Source organism: Pantoea sp. ICBG 985 (assembly GCF_002928365.1).
Lineage (GTDB): Bacteria > Pseudomonadota > Gammaproteobacteria > Enterobacterales > Enterobacteriaceae > Pantoea > Pantoea dispersa.
The window spans coordinates 572,174-585,806 of sequence record NZ_POWM01000001.1 but is presented as its reverse complement, the minus strand read 5'-3'; the positions used below and the strand labels follow the sequence as shown (position 1 = coordinate 585,806).

Here is a 13,633-nt window from a genome sequence, read left to right as displayed (position 1 = left end):
AAACTTATTCCTTACCGGCGTGGCTTACCAGCCAGCAGTTGTGAATTTGACGGTTGCGCGCAAAGTCCTGCGACAGCGTTTTTTGCGTAATTTCCTGCGCCTGCAGACCCAGACGCTGCAAGCCGTCCAGATCCATTTTGAAGCCGCGCTTGTTATTGGAGAACATAATGGTGCCGCCGCGACGCAGCATGCGCTTCAGGTTCTGCAGCAGCATCAGGTGGTCGCGCTGCACATCGAAGTCATCTTCCATGCGTTTGGAGTTGGAGAAAGTCGGCGGATCGATAAAGATCAGATCGAACTGCTCATCGCTTTCGCGCAGCCAGCTCAGGCAGTCCGCCTGCATCAGGCGATGCTGGCGCCCGGTTAATCCGTTCAGGCGCAGGTTACGCTCGGCCCACTCCAGATAGGTGCGCGACATATCGACCGTGGTGGTGGACTTGGCGCCGCCCAGCCCGGCATGCACGCTGGCGCTACCGGTATAGGAGAACAGGTTAAGGAAATCTTTCCCCTGGCTCATCTGGCCCAGCATCTGGCGCGCAATACGGTGGTCGAGGAACAGGCCGGTATCGAGATAATCCGTCAGGTTCACCAGCAGCCGCGCGTTAAACTCCTGCACTTCAAAGAATTCACCCTTCTCGCTCAGCTTCTGGTACTGGTTTTTGCCCTTCTGCCGTTCGCGGGTTTTCAGCACCAGGCGATTGGCCGGTATCTCCAGCACGCTCAGCGTGGCACCGATCACGTCAAACAGGCGCTGACGCGCTTTGGTCGCATCCACGGTTTTCGGCGGCGCGTACTCCTGAACCACCACCCAGCCGGCGTAGCGATCGACCGCCACGTTATACTCCGGCAGATCGGCGTCATACAGGCGGTAGCAGTCAATATTCGACTGGCGCGCCCACTTGTCCAGTTTTTTGCTGTTCTTACGCAGGCGGTTAGCAAAGTCTTCGGCAATCTGTGCGCCGCCTTCGGCGCTGTTCTCCGCCAGCTGGTAGTTCTTCTGTACGCACTCCAGCGGACCGTTTTTCGCTTTAAACTGGCGATCGGCGCGCAGCTGCAGGCAGCTGAGCAGCTCGGGTGAGGCGCTGAACAGCGACAAATTCCAGCCGCCAAACTGCTGTTTCATGATGCGGCCCAGCTGGCTGTGCAGCGCAATCAGCGCCGGCTCGCTCTCCAGACGCTCACCGTACGGCGGGTTACTCAGCACCGTACCGCGCATCGCTTCGCCCGCCAGCGGATTTTTCAGCTGCAGCACATCCTGCTGCGCAAAGGTGAACAGATCGAACACGCCGGCGCGGCGTGCGTTGGCACGTGCCCACTCCAGCACGCGACCATCATTATCATAGCCAAAGAAGCGTGACGTGGTAGCGGCTGTGCCGGCGCGCGCACGCTGCAGCGCGTCGCTGCGCACCTCCTGCCACAGTGCATTGTTGTGGCGTTTCCAGCGGCTGAAGCCCCAGTGCGAACGCAGCAGGCCCGGCGCGCGATCGCAGGCGATCAGCGCCGCTTCAATCAGCAGCGTACCGGAGCCGCACATCGGATCGACCAGCGGCGTGCCGCTCTGCCAGCCGGAGCGCATCACAATCGCCGCCGCCAGGTTCTCTTTCAGCGGTGCCTGGCCGGTTTGCTGGCGATAGCCGCGCTGGTGCAGTGCGGTGCCACTCAGATCCAGCGCGATGCTAACGCGATCTTTGTTCAGCCACGCGTTGATGCGAATGCCCGGCTGATCGCGATCGACACTCGGACGCTCCAGATTCTGCCGGGTAAAGCTATCGACAATCGCATCTTTGATGCGCAGCGCACCAAACTGACTGTTGCGAATCACCTCATTGGTGCCGCTGAAGTGGATGGCGAACGTGGTGTTGCTGTCAAACAGCTCGCTCCACGGGATGCTTTGCGCGCCGACGTAGAGATCGAGATCGCTCCAGACGCCGAATTCTCCCAGCGGCAGCAAAATACGTGAAGCCAGACGGCTCCACAGCAGGCTTTGGTACATTACGCGGTCGTCGGCTCGGAAGTGGACGCCGCCCTGCACCACCTGCAAATCCTGCGCACCCAGCGCGTCCAGCTCAGTTTTCAACAGCTCTTCGAGCCCACGCGCCGTACTGGCAAACAGAGAATTCATATCGTCACTTTTACTCTTGCTAAAATTGTTGCGCATTATAGCGAATCAGCGTCCTATGTCATAAAGTTAGCTTCTTTTTGTCTGTACGGAGTTGTGATGATTACCCTGTCTCGCCTGTATATTCACCCGGTTAAATCGATGCGTGGTTTGCAGCTGTCACACGCGCAGGTGCTGGAAAGCGGTCTGGCCTTCGATCGCATCTTTATGGTGACCGAAGCGGACGGGACCTTTATTACCGCCCGCCAGTTTCCGGAGATGGTGCGTTTCACGCCCGCCCTGCTGCCCGACGGGCTATTCATCACCGCGCCGGACGGCAGCCAGGCGCTGATCCGCTTCAGCGATTTCAGCGCCCAGCCGGCACCGACGAAAGTGTGGGGCAACCAGTTCACTGCGCGCATTGCGCCTGACACCATCAACCAGTGGCTGAGCGGCTTTTTCCCGCGCCCGGTGCAGCTGCGCTGGGTTGGCACTGAGCCGTCTCGCCGGGTAAAACGCTTCGACCAGGTCCCGCTGGGGTTCGCCGACGGCTTCCCTTATCTGCTGGTCAACATGGCGTCGCTGCAGGATCTGCAGCAGCGCTGTCCGGCCAGCGTGCGGCTGGAGCAGTTCCGCCCCAATCTGATCGTCAGCGGCGCCAGCGCCTGGGACGAGGACAGCTGGAAACGTATTAAGATCGGCGAGATCACCTTCGAGATGCCGAAGCCGTGCAGCCGCTGCGTGTTTACCACCATCGGCACCGAAAGCGGTCGCAAGCATCCGCAGGGCGAACCGCTCGCCACGCTGCAGCGTTTTCGCAGCGCGCAGGACGGCAGCGGTGATATCGATTTCGGCCTGAATCTGATTGCGCTTAACAGCGGTATCGTGCGCGTCGGCGATACGGTTGAAGTGCTGGAACGGCAAACACCGCGCGCTTACGGTGCCGGTGAGGTGGTGGAAACGCTGCAGGCGGCCAGCAGCGCGCCGGCCGCCGTGACCATTGGCTATAAGGGTCAGCAGTTTGCCGGCGATAATCAGCAGGTATTACTGGAACAGCTGGAGATGCAGGGCTTTCGCATTCCCTATTCATGTCGGGCCGGAATCTGCGGCAGCTGCAAAATGACGCTGGTGTCGGGTGACGTGAAGGCGCTGAAGCAGAGCGCGGTACGCGGTGACGGCACCATTCTCAGCTGCAGCTGTATTCCGAACGGAGATATCGAACTGGCGTAAGCGCTACACCGCGCGGGCGAAGGGCGCGCTGCTCTCCTGCAACTGTGGCTGCAGGCGATCGTTCATGATCTTGATGGCATCGCCGAGCTGCATCCCTTTGCCCGCCACCGTCAGCGCACTCTGCGCCAGCAGACAGAGCGCGGCATTCTCGCCGCTTTCGACCACCAGCAGCTGTGCCTGCTCGCCACTGTCAGCCAGCGTTACCGCCACCATATCGCCCGCGACGGGCTGCCAGCTGTGCGCATGGCTGGTGAAGTGCCAGCTTTTCGGCATCAGCGGCTTAAGGAAACGGCTGGCCACCAGCGCATTCAGCACCAGCTCGGCGCGCTGATCGCTTTTTAAACCGCTCTGGCGACAGCGCTCTTCAAAAGTAAAATAAAGCGCAGCGTCATCAACGCAAAAACCGCTGTCATTAAAGGCATCGGGCGTCAGCATTTTGCGCGAGAAGCGCGAGCGAAATAACATTCCATCGGCCAGATCCAGCATCATCCGGTCATGCTCTGCGTCAAAATACCAACGCCAGTTGTCATCGGGTTTGATTTTCATGGGGTGCCCTGTGGATTTACGCTGCGCTAAACGGCGCTGAAATTTAAAATATTGCTTTAAGGAAAAAGCTGAAAATTGTACGAACAGGACAAAATATAAACGAGCCGGAGGGAGAAATAAACCCCCCGGCCAGGGAAAGTGAGAAATGTCTTAGAGATGGGTCACGATATCTTTAATTAAACCCGGACCTTTATAAATAAAGCCAGAGTATATCTGCACCAGCGTTGCGCCAGCCGCCATTTTTTCCCGTGCCGCGACCAGCGAATCAATGCCACCGACGCCAATAATAGGCAGACGTCCCTGCAGCTCCTGCGCCAGACGGCGAATCACCTCGGTGCTGCGCGACTGAACCGGACGACCACTTAATCCCCCCGCTTCGTCGGCATATTTCAGCCCGCTCACCAGCGAACGATCGAGCGTGGTATTGGTGGCGATCACGCCATCTATTTCGTGGCGCACTAAACTGTCGGCAACCTGGATCAATTCTTCTTCAGAAAGATCCGGCGCGATCTTCACCGCCACCGGCACATATTTCAGATGGCTTTCCTGCAGCGCCCGCTGTTTTAATTTAATCGCCGACAGCAGATCGTCCAGCGCTTCGCCATATTGCAGCGAACGTAATCCGGGGGTATTCGGTGAGGAAATATTGATGGCAATATAACCGGCGTGCGCATACACCTTTTCCATGCAGGTCAGATAATCGTCTTTGCCCTGCTCCACCGGCGTGTCTTTATTTTTACCAATATTGATGCCAAGCACGCCTTTAAAGCGCGCCTTTTTCACATTCTCAACCAGGTGATCAACGCCGAGATTATTAAACCCCATGCGGTTGATGATTCCTTCCGCCGCCACCAGCCGGAACATGCGGGGTTTGTCATTGCCCGGCTGTGCGCGTGGTGTCACCGTGCCCACTTCAACAAAGCCAAAGCCCATGGCGCCAAAGGCATCAATGCACTCCGCGTTCTTATCCAGACCCGCAGCCAGACCCAGCGCGTTCGGAAAGGTCAGCCCCATACAGGTCACCGGGCGTGACGGCAGCGACTGACGAATCAGCCCTTCCAGCGGCGTGCCGCTGATGAAGCGTAACTGTTGAAAGGTGAGTTCGTGCGCGCGCTCTGGATCGAGCTTAAACAGCGCCGGCCGGACGATAGGATATAGCATGCACTCTCCTGAATGGCGGAAGCTTCGTGAAAGTCGGGTGCACGGGAATTTGTGCGCCAGAATGGTAAGGTGCTCTGGCGCAAAAGTAAATTACTCTGGGATGCAACAATTTGATCGGTATCAGCGTCGGGCGGAATAGCGTCCCAGACGATCGCGGCAGGCCTGTAAGCCGCTGTAAATCGCCGGGCAATACCACAGCAGTTTCAGTCGCGCGTTGTGCTGTAACACTTTACGCACCAGCTGATTCACCTGCGGCTGCCACTCGGCGGGCACCGTCATCTGATTTTTGCGGATTTGCGTCAGGCAGCCGTGCATCACCGTCTGGTAATAGTCATCCAGCAGCGCCTCATCGTGCGGTAGTTGCTGCTGCTGCAGGAACTGCTCACTGCCGGCGCGGGCGATAAAGTAATTTTTCACCCACGAGAAGTCGCGCGTGCTCTGCGACAGAGAACTCAGCATGAAGCGTTTGTAGTAGTAGCTCTGGCTGGTGCAGTACAGCGCGCGCGCCTGCAGATAAAGGGCGAACATAAAGGGCGCGTCTTCATGGTTCTGGATCGGCAGAAACTGCAGATCGAGCTGGTCAATCAGGCGACGCGAGATGATGCTGCTCCAGATCACCCGATGCGCCGACTGATGCTGTATCAGCGTGCGCAGCGTGGCGCTGCCGCCCGGCAGCAGACCGCTGACGTGGCGCTGATGGATGGTCTGATAATGGCGCTGCGGCGCTGGCAGGTCGAAAAACATTTTCGCGCCAAAGCAGAACAGATCAATCTCCGGGTGACGGGCCTGCACGCGGCGGAAATCGGCGAACAGTTCAGTCGAGACGAAGTCGTCGGCATCCATAAAATAGACGAAATCGCCGCTGGCTGCGGCCAGCCCCTTCATGCGCGCGGCACTGACCCCGCCGCGTCCGCCACTCAGCAGCGTCACCTGCGGATGCTGCGCAGCAAACGCCGTCAGCCAGGCCACGCTGTCATCGCTCGAGCCATCATCAATAATGATGATCTCTTCCGGCGGCGATGACTGGCGAAGCAGCGATCCCAGGGTTTCCGGCAGCCAGGGCGCGCAGTTCCAGTTAGGGATAATTACCGAAACCGTCGGCGTGCGGCGTGATGTCATGCTCATCCTCTTTCCTCTGCGTTAACAAGCGGCGCGCGCAGGCGTTTTAGCACCAGGCTGTGTAACAGACAGCACACGCCAAGGTTAAAGGCCCCGATCAGCCCCAGCCACAGCAGGTTGATCCAGCGATTCTGGTTCCACTCAATGGGCAACAGCGTGCTGAGCCAGGCAATCAGTGCCGACACCGCCCAAATCAGCGCTACGTCGCGCGTCAGCCAGCTGAAATGGATGCCCGGCGCAAAGCGGCGATGCACCAGCCACGCCCAGCCAACTAAATAGAAGATGTTTTGCCCCAGCCACAGCCAGCCGGTGCCCAGCGCCCCGTAATGGACGGCACACCAGATGTTGAGCGGCACCAGCACGACGGCAAAACAGGTGAATCCCTGCATGTGCAGTTTCAGATTGCCGTTGACGTATTGCAGGTGATACAGCAGGCCGCAGATCGCCTGGATGCCGCTGCCGAGCGCATACAGGCTAAGCACGAACGCCATCTCTTCGACAATTTGCGGTTTCTGCGTCCACGCCCACAGCAGCGGTCCGGCATAGCAGGCAATGGTGATGCTGAGCGGGGCCATAAAAATTGCCACCGCCTGGGTGGTATAGCGATAGAGCTTCAGCGATTCGGCATCGCCCTGCTGACGGGTTTTCATGCCGGTCATGCGCGGCACAATTGCCTGCATAATCGGACTGCTCAGCAGCAGGATCCCGGTCGCAGCCGTGGCGACCACGGTGAACGAGCCGTACTCGCTCAGCGGCAGGGTTTTTGACAGCACCAGCCGGTCAATCTGCGAAATAAAGGTCCACACGGCGCTGGAGAAGGCGGCGCTCAGCGCGAAGCGGATAAAGGGTTTGAGCACGCCTTTCAGGTCGTCGCGCTTCTCTTTGCGCGCTGCGCGGGGCACCAGCTGACAGGATTTCCAGATACAGCAGGCGGCTTCGGCAATCGACACCAGCAATTGCCAGATAAAGAAGGTCAGCAGCGGATTCGGGAACAGCTGGATCACCAGTACCGCGCCAAAAGTACGCAGCGTGGTAATGATCAGGTTCACGCCGTTGAGCCAGACCTGATGCTCAAAACCGACAATCACGCTGCGATACGGGCTGGTACGCCAGCGAATCGCGGCGGTGATCACCATGATCGCCACGGCCACCACCACATCGCTGGCGGGTAAGTGCTGCGCATCCAGCCAGTGCGTGGCAATCCATGGCGTCGCCAGCCAGCCGAGCACCACCAGCACCAGGGTGGAGAACAGGAAGAAGCGGGTCAGCGTGGCAAACAGCGCCGGAAACCAGACAAATTCTGCCTGATTTGCCCGGTAGCGTGCCGCCTCGCGCATCAGCGTGGTGGAAACGCCCGCGTCGAGCAGCTGCAGCCAGGTCAGCAATATAGAAAAGAAGCCCACGAGACCGTAAGCTTCCATACCTAAATGCTGAATATACAGGGGAACTACTAAAATACCTGACAGCGTCAGATAGATCTGGCCAACATAGTTGGCAATCGCGTTACGTTTGATAGACATAAAAACTCTGGCGTCTGGGTATTTTTCTCAGTGTTAACAGCGTGACACAAAAATACCTCAGCGCCCACGGGAGTAATTCTTAAAATTAACGCTGGCGCTATCTCAGCGGCTTTTTCTCATTTTCATCAGTGAGAAATAGAGGTCGGGCTGTTTCAGTAACAGTTTTTCCATTGTGCTCTGCGGTGAAAACTGATCGGCAAAGTAGCGCACCGCGTGCCGCACATTATTAGAGAACTGCGTTTCAGCGTTTAATTCCTGCTGTACCAGCTGTAATAACCCGCTGCGTAAATAACTCTGGCGATAGCGGTTTCGCTCCGGAATAAAGTGTGACAAACGGGTGACCTTTTCATATTCCGTCATAAATTGCTGATAGCTGGGCGGTGGATTAACCGTGGTGACCTCATGCTCTGCGCGGGCATCCAGCAGCCATACCGTTTGCGTATTTAACAGGCCGGCCAGCATCACATCCTGAATGCGTACCAGCGGAGCGGCATTTTTCACCAGCGCGGCGCGCAGGATGACCGCATAGTTATTCTGCTGCCACAGGCGCTGCGCCTGCAGCTGCTGAAACAGCTGCAGCGACGGCTGCAGGCCGCTGCTCAGTGCGCGCGGTGCCAGTGAAACCAGCATGCAGTTGAGCTCCGGGCGCTGATGGCTGAGCTTTGCCACTTCCTGCAACAGTGCAGCAGAGGGCACAAAGCCGTCGGCGGCAAACAGTAAAAACGCGTCGTCGCTGACGCTCTCTGCCGCTGGCTGCGGCACAGCGGTAAACTGGCTGTGCGCGGCATCCGGCTGCAGCAGATAGCACAACAGCGGATTAACGTTATCAGCCGCGACGCGCGCAGGCTGAGCGGCGACCGGCTCAGCCGGATGCACTAACAGAGCAGACCTTCCCATATTCCTCTCCCTAAAAATAATACTGAATAATGGCCAGATAAAAATCCGCCCAATTAAGGCGCAAATAAGGCAGTGACTTTTTTTTAGCGTAAGAAAACTCAATCGATTATAAACAGCCCGCCGACGGCATGACTATTGGCCCTTGCCAGGCTGGCTGTTTATTTGCCTTTTATTGTTAAGCGTCACTAAAGAAAGCCCCACTTAAGCGCAGAGGAAATTAGCAATACTCGTAACAGGAAACGTTGAGACATGGCTCAATTTTAATAAAAGGCTACGTTTTGACACACTTCCTCTTCAATTTAAGGCCAACTTAAAATGGAGCAGCGAAAACAGCAGGTGAGAAAAATCCTGGTGATAATTTTTAACTTAGGCCGCCATTTCTTCGCTACAGCTTAAATTACCTCATCTATTTCTTCTTAAGCCTGACGACAATCGCGCGCCCGGCGATATGTGTCGACGGTTACACCTCTGATTTAACCAGGCAACAGCGCTTTTAATCATTCTCACCTTGCCCGTGACGGAAGCCGCTAATGAAAACCCGGCAACCTGCGGGTGTAATTCAGATTAACCTTAGAGGCGCTTTTCCCTTCTTTTATAAGAGGGCGCTATTCCCGCCTGACGGCTATCCATTGCCGGATAAATCATTTACGCCTCGCCGCCTGCTCTGTCAGGATTGAACGCATCAGTTCTCAATAATTGCTAATCAATAACTTTCAGTTATAAGGAGTGACCATGCGGGTTATTACGCTGGCGGGGAGTCCGCGTTTTCCTTCACGTTCTACGGCGCTGCTGAGTGTGTGTCAGCGGGCGCTGGAAGCGCGTGGCGTTGAGGTGATTCCGTGGAACATTCACAACTTTCAGCCGGAAGATTTGCTGTATGCGCGCTTCGACTCACCGGCACTGGCCGCGCTGAAAGCGGATTTAGCGCTCGCAGAGGGGCTGATCGTCGCCACACCGATTTATAAAGCCTCTTTCTCTGGCGCGCTGAAAACCCTGCTCGACCTGCTGCCAGAGCGCGCGCTGGAACATAAAGTGGTGCTGCCGCTGGCGAGCGGCGGCAGCGTGGCGCACATGCTGGCCGTTGACTACGCGCTGAAACCGGTGCTGAACGCGCTGAAAGCGCAGGAAGTTCTGCACGGCGTGTTCGCCAGTGATACGCAAATCACCCACTACGACCGCCAGCCTGAGCTGGATGCGCTGCTGAGCGAGCGCATTGATGAGGCGCTGGAAACCTTCTGGCAGGCGCTGCACCGTCGTCATCAACCCTATGCTCAGGCTGTATAAAGGAACCGCGATGAAAAGGATGTTAACCCGCTGGCTGCTGCCAACCGTTACCGCGCTGTTTGCCCTGACCCTCGCGGCTCAGGCTGCCGAAGCGCCGGCACAATTCCGTATCGGCTATCAGAAAGGATCGGTCAGCATGGTGCTGGCCAAATCGCATCGGCTGCTGGAGCAGCGCTTCCCGGCCACCAACATTCAGTGGATCGAGTTTCCGGCCGGTCCGCAAATGCTTGAGGCGCTGAACGTGGGCAGCATTGACCTGGGCAGCACCGGCGACATCCCGCCGCTGTTTGCTCAGGCCGCCGGGGCGGATTTGCTGTATGTCGGCTCGGAGCCACCGAAGCCGCAGGCCGAGGTGATTCTGGTGCCGAAGGACAGTCCCATCCACAGCGTGGCGCAACTGAAAGGCCATAAAGTGGCGTTCCAGAAAGGCTCCAGTTCGCACAATCTGCTGCTGCGCGCGCTGGAACAGGCCGGGCTGAGCTTTAACGATATTCAGCCGACTTATCTGACGCCAGCCGATGCGCGCGCCGCGTTTCAGCAGGGTGATGTTGACGCCTGGGCGATCTGGGATCCCTACTATTCCGCTGCGCTGCTGCAGGGCAACGTCCGTGTGCTGGTGGACGGCAGTAAGCTGAACCAGACCGGTTCGTTCTACCTCGCCACGCGCAGCTTTGCTACCGAGCACGGTGACTTCGTGCAGCATGTGCTGCACACCTTTAGCGAAGCCGACGCGCTGACGCGTAGCCAGCGCCAGCAAAGTATCGATCTGCTGGCACAGGCGATGGGCCTGCCGAAGTCAGTGATCGCCAGCTACCTTGACCATCGTCCTCCGACCGCCATTACGCCGGTCAGCGCCCACACGGCGCAGGCCCAACAGCAAACTGCCGATCTGTTTTATGCCAACCATTTAATGCCGGTCAAAGTCACCATTGCCGATCGCATCTGGCAGCCACAGCCGGCCCGGCCATAAGGAAATTTATCATGAGCGTATCCGTATTCTGGTTTCTTCCCACCCACGGCGACGGCCACTATCTCGGTACCGCCGAAGGCGCGCGCCCGGTGGACCACGGTTATCTGCAACAGGTGGCGCAGGCCGCCGATCGCCTCGGTTTTGGTGGCGTGCTGATCCCCACCGGCCGGTCGTGTGAAGATGCATGGCTGGTGGCCGCATCCCTGATTCCGGTGACGCAGCGCCTGCGTTTTCTGGTGGCGCTGCGCCCGGGGGTGATTTCCCCGACGCAGGCCGCACGGCAGGCCGCCACGCTCGATCGTCTCTCCAACGGTCGCGCACTGTTTAACCTGGTCACCGGCGGCGATCCGGAAGAGCTGGCGGGCGACGGCGTTTTCCTCGATCACCGCGAGCGTTATGCCGAATCCGCGGAGTTCACCCGGGTCTGGCGCCGGGTCAGCGAGGGTGAAACGGTCGATTACGAAGGCAAGTACGTCAAAGTGCGCGGTGCACGATTGATGTTTAAAGCGGTGCAGCAGCCACGTCCACCGCTGTGGTTCGGCGGTTCTTCGGATGCGGCGCAGGATCTGGCCGCGGAGCAGGTGGATGTCTATCTGACCTGGGGCGAACCACCCGCGCTGGTCAAAGAGAAGATTGAACAGGTGCGCGCCAAAGCGGCGGCCCAGGGGCGCACGGTGCGCTTCGGCATTCGTCTGCACGTGATTGTGCGTGAAACCAATGAGGAAGCATGGCAGGCGGCAGACCGGCTCATCGCCCATCTTGACGATGCCACCATTGCTAAAGCGCAGGCGGCTTTTGCCCGCACCGATTCAGTCGGTCAGCAGCGCATGGCCGCGCTGCACGGCGGACGCCGCGATCGGCTGGAGATCAGCCCGAACCTGTGGGCCGGCGTCGGTCTGGTACGCGGTGGTGCCGGGACTGCCCTGGTGGGCGACGGTCCGACGGTCGCGGCGCGTATGCAGGAGTATCAGGAACTCGGCATCGAGACCTTCATTCTGTCTGGCTATCCGCATCTGGAAGAGGCCTATCGCGTGGGCGAGCTGCTGTTCCCGCATCTCGACCTGGCCGTGCCGGAAATCCCGCAACCCCGCGTGGTGCAGGCGCACGGTGAAGCGGTCGCCAATGATTTCACCCCGCAAAAAGTCGCGCAGAGTTAAGGAGTCGCATATGGCAAAGGTCAAGAAACAGCTGAGCAATGCCCTGCTGCCGTGGGCGCTGCCGGTGCTGCTGGTGGTGGTGTGGCAGATTGCCTCACAGGCTGGCTGGCTGTCGACGCGCATCCTGCCCTCGCCGGAGAATATTGTCATCACCTTCTGGCATCTCGCGGCCAGCGGTGAGTTGTGGCAACACCTCGCCATCAGCGGCTGGCGAGCGGCAATCGGTTTTGCCATTGGCGGTTCGATTGGCCTGATTCTCGGGCTGATTACCGGCACGTCGCGCACCGGCGAACGGTTGCTGGATACCTCGGTGCAGATGCTGCGTAACGTGCCGCACCTGGCGCTGATCCCGCTGGTAATTCTGTGGTTCGGCATCGACGAGTCAGCCAAAATTTTTCTTGTGGCGCTCGGCACCCTGTTCCCTATCTACCTCAATACCTATCACGGCATACGGAATATTGACCGCGGCCTGGTGGAGATGGCCCGCAGCTATGGTCTCTCCGGCTGGAGCCTGTTTATTCAGGTGATTTTGCCGGGCGCGTTGCCGTCAATCATGGTTGGCGTGCGCTTTGCCCTCGGTCTGATGTGGCTGACGCTGATCGTGGCCGAAACCATCTCGGCCAACTCCGGTATTGGTTATCTGGCAATGAACGCCCGTGAGTTTCTGCAAACCGATGTGGTGGTGGTCGCCATCATTCTCTATGCCCTGCTGGGCAAACTGGCCGACGTGACGGCACAGCTGCTGGAGCGTGTCTGGCTGCGCTGGCATCCGGCTTACCAATTGAAGGAGGAGAACGCATGAGCAACGCAACGCTAAGCCCGGCGCGCCTGAACCGCGGTACCCCGGTGGGCGTCAATGGCGTCACCAAGCAGTATGGCAATCGCACCATCCTGAATCATATCGATTTACATATTCCGGCCGGCCAGTTTGTCGCGGTGGTCGGCCGCAGCGGCTGCGGTAAAAGTACCCTGCTGCGCCTGCTGGCCGGGCTGGAATCCACCACGCACGGTGAATTGCTGGCGGGCAACGCGCCGCTGGCCGAGGCGCGCGAAGATACCCGCCTGATGTTTCAGGATGCGCGTCTGCTGCCGTGGAAGAAAGTGATCGATAACGTTGGCCTCGGTCTGAAAGGCCGCGAGTGGCGCAGCGCAGCGCTGGAAGCGCTGGCGGCGGTCGGTCTGGCCGATCGTGCACATGAGTGGCCGGCAGCGCTCTCCGGCGGACAGAAACAGCGGGTGGCACTGGCGCGGGCGCTGATTCATCGTCCCGGCCTGCTGCTGCTCGATGAACCGCTCGGCGCACTTGATGCGCTGACGCGCATTGAAATGCAGGGCCTGATTGAGTCGCTGTGGCAGCAGCATAATTTTACCGTGTTGCTGGTGACGCACGATGTCAGCGAAGCGGTGGCGATGGCCGATCGCGTATTGCTGATTGAAGAGGGTCAGATCGGGCTGGATTTGGCGGTGGATTTACCACGTCCGCGCCGCAAAGGATCGGCGCGCCTCGCCGAGCTGGAGGCCGAGGTGCTGGATCGGGTGATGAAGCGGGGAACCTCAGAGCAGCCCCTGCAGTTCGCGCAGCAGCGCTGAAGGAACAGGTGCGCATAAATGCGCACCCTACGGGGTCGTGCATCGTTGCCATTAATGGTAA

The 13,633-nt window shown here is 58.7% G+C and carries 12 protein-coding genes; 6 read left to right on the top strand and 6 right to left on the bottom strand.

The window, feature by feature from the left end; all coding sequences use genetic code 11:
• Positions 1–4 precede the first annotated feature (4 nt).
• Positions 5–2,122, bottom strand: a complete 2,118-nt coding sequence (gene rlmKL, locus C1Y42_RS02830) for a bifunctional 23S rRNA (guanine(2069)-N(7))-methyltransferase RlmK/23S rRNA (guanine(2445)-N(2))-methyltransferase RlmL (protein WP_104093015.1) — start codon at positions 2,120–2,122, stop codon at positions 5–7.
• A gap of 96 nt (positions 2,123–2,218) precedes the next feature.
• On the opposite strand from rlmKL, the gene C1Y42_RS02825 reads away from it, so the two are divergent.
• Positions 2,219–3,328: a YcbX family protein gene (locus C1Y42_RS02825; protein ID WP_104092781.1), complete on the top strand. Its 1,110-nt coding sequence runs from the start codon at positions 2,219–2,221 to the stop codon at positions 3,326–3,328.
• 3 nt (positions 3,329–3,331) lie between these two features.
• On the opposite strand, the gene C1Y42_RS02820 is transcribed toward C1Y42_RS02825, so the two are convergent.
• From C1Y42_RS02820 to C1Y42_RS02800, 5 genes are all read right to left on the bottom strand, one after another.
• Positions 3,332–3,874, bottom strand: a complete 543-nt coding sequence (locus C1Y42_RS02820; protein ID WP_058759732.1) for a cell division protein ZapC — start codon at positions 3,872–3,874, stop codon at positions 3,332–3,334.
• Between the two features lie 150 nt (positions 3,875–4,024).
• Positions 4,025–5,035: a quinone-dependent dihydroorotate dehydrogenase gene (pyrD, locus tag C1Y42_RS02815; RefSeq protein WP_021508317.1), complete on the bottom strand. Its 1,011-nt coding sequence runs from the start codon at positions 5,033–5,035 to the stop codon at positions 4,025–4,027.
• A gap of 120 nt (positions 5,036–5,155) precedes the next feature.
• Entirely contained in the window at positions 5,156–6,160 is a 1,005-nt protein-coding gene (locus tag C1Y42_RS02810) for a glycosyltransferase family A protein (RefSeq protein WP_021508318.1), read from the bottom strand.
• Entirely contained in the window at positions 6,157–7,674 is a 1,518-nt protein-coding gene (locus C1Y42_RS02805) for a lipopolysaccharide biosynthesis protein (RefSeq protein ID WP_021508319.1), read from the bottom strand. The genes C1Y42_RS02810 and C1Y42_RS02805 overlap by 4 nt, the downstream gene beginning before the upstream one ends.
• 102 nt (positions 7,675–7,776) lie before the next feature.
• Positions 7,777–8,571 carry a hypothetical protein gene (locus C1Y42_RS02800; protein WP_058780801.1) on the bottom strand — a complete coding sequence of 265 codons (795 nt, stop codon included), beginning with the start codon at positions 8,569–8,571 and terminating at the stop codon, positions 7,777–7,779.
• Between the two features lie 732 nt (positions 8,572–9,303).
• Here C1Y42_RS02800 and ssuE point away from each other — a divergent pair.
• The 5 genes from ssuE to ssuB are packed head-to-tail and all read left to right on the top strand — an operon-like array spanning position 9,304 to position 13,572.
• Positions 9,304–9,855, top strand: coding sequence for an NADPH-dependent FMN reductase (gene ssuE / locus C1Y42_RS02795; protein ID WP_104092779.1), 552 nt, complete (start codon positions 9,304–9,306; stop codon positions 9,853–9,855).
• Between the two features lie 10 nt (positions 9,856–9,865).
• Positions 9,866–10,825, top strand: coding sequence for a sulfonate ABC transporter substrate-binding protein (locus C1Y42_RS02790; protein ID WP_104092778.1), 960 nt, complete (start codon positions 9,866–9,868; stop codon positions 10,823–10,825).
• A gap of 11 nt (positions 10,826–10,836) precedes the next feature.
• A complete protein-coding gene (ssuD, locus tag C1Y42_RS02785; protein WP_104092777.1) occupies positions 10,837–11,982 on the top strand; it encodes an FMNH2-dependent alkanesulfonate monooxygenase in 1,146 nt (381 codons plus the stop codon).
• A gap of 10 nt (positions 11,983–11,992) precedes the next feature.
• Entirely contained in the window at positions 11,993–12,784 is a 792-nt protein-coding gene (gene ssuC / locus C1Y42_RS02780; protein WP_021508324.1) for an aliphatic sulfonate ABC transporter permease SsuC, read from the top strand.
• Positions 12,781–13,572, top strand: a complete 792-nt coding sequence (gene ssuB, locus C1Y42_RS02775; protein WP_021508325.1) for an aliphatic sulfonates ABC transporter ATP-binding protein — start codon at positions 12,781–12,783, stop codon at positions 13,570–13,572. The genes ssuC and ssuB overlap by 4 nt, the downstream gene beginning before the upstream one ends.
• Positions 13,573–13,633: the final 61 nt, after the last annotated feature.

Bases quoted from the DNA above. Each gene is read 5' to 3' on its own strand.
- rlmKL (WP_104093015.1), bottom strand. From the start codon at position 2,122: ATGAATTCTCTGTTTGCCAGTACGGCGCGTGGGCTCGAAGAGCTGTTG.
- C1Y42_RS02825 (WP_104092781.1), top strand. From the start codon at position 2,219: ATGATTACCCTGTCTCGCCTGTATATTCACCCGGTTAAATCGATGCGT.
- C1Y42_RS02820 (WP_058759732.1), bottom strand. From the start codon at position 3,874: ATGAAAATCAAACCCGATGACAACTGGCGTTGGTATTTTGACGCAGAG.
- pyrD (WP_021508317.1), bottom strand. From the start codon at position 5,035: ATGCTATATCCTATCGTCCGGCCGGCGCTGTTTAAGCTCGATCCAGAG.
- C1Y42_RS02810 (WP_021508318.1), bottom strand. From the start codon at position 6,160: ATGAGCATGACATCACGCCGCACGCCGACGGTTTCGGTAATTATCCCT.
- C1Y42_RS02805 (WP_021508319.1), bottom strand. From the start codon at position 7,674: ATGTCTATCAAACGTAACGCGATTGCCAACTATGTTGGCCAGATCTAT.
- C1Y42_RS02800 (WP_058780801.1), bottom strand. From the start codon at position 8,571: ATGGGAAGGTCTGCTCTGTTAGTGCATCCGGCTGAGCCGGTCGCCGCT.
- ssuE (WP_104092779.1), top strand. From the start codon at position 9,304: ATGCGGGTTATTACGCTGGCGGGGAGTCCGCGTTTTCCTTCACGTTCT.
- C1Y42_RS02790 (WP_104092778.1), top strand. From the start codon at position 9,866: ATGAAAAGGATGTTAACCCGCTGGCTGCTGCCAACCGTTACCGCGCTG.
- ssuD (WP_104092777.1), top strand. From the start codon at position 10,837: ATGAGCGTATCCGTATTCTGGTTTCTTCCCACCCACGGCGACGGCCAC.
- ssuC (WP_021508324.1), top strand. From the start codon at position 11,993: ATGGCAAAGGTCAAGAAACAGCTGAGCAATGCCCTGCTGCCGTGGGCG.
- ssuB (WP_021508325.1), top strand. From the start codon at position 12,781: ATGAGCAACGCAACGCTAAGCCCGGCGCGCCTGAACCGCGGTACCCCG.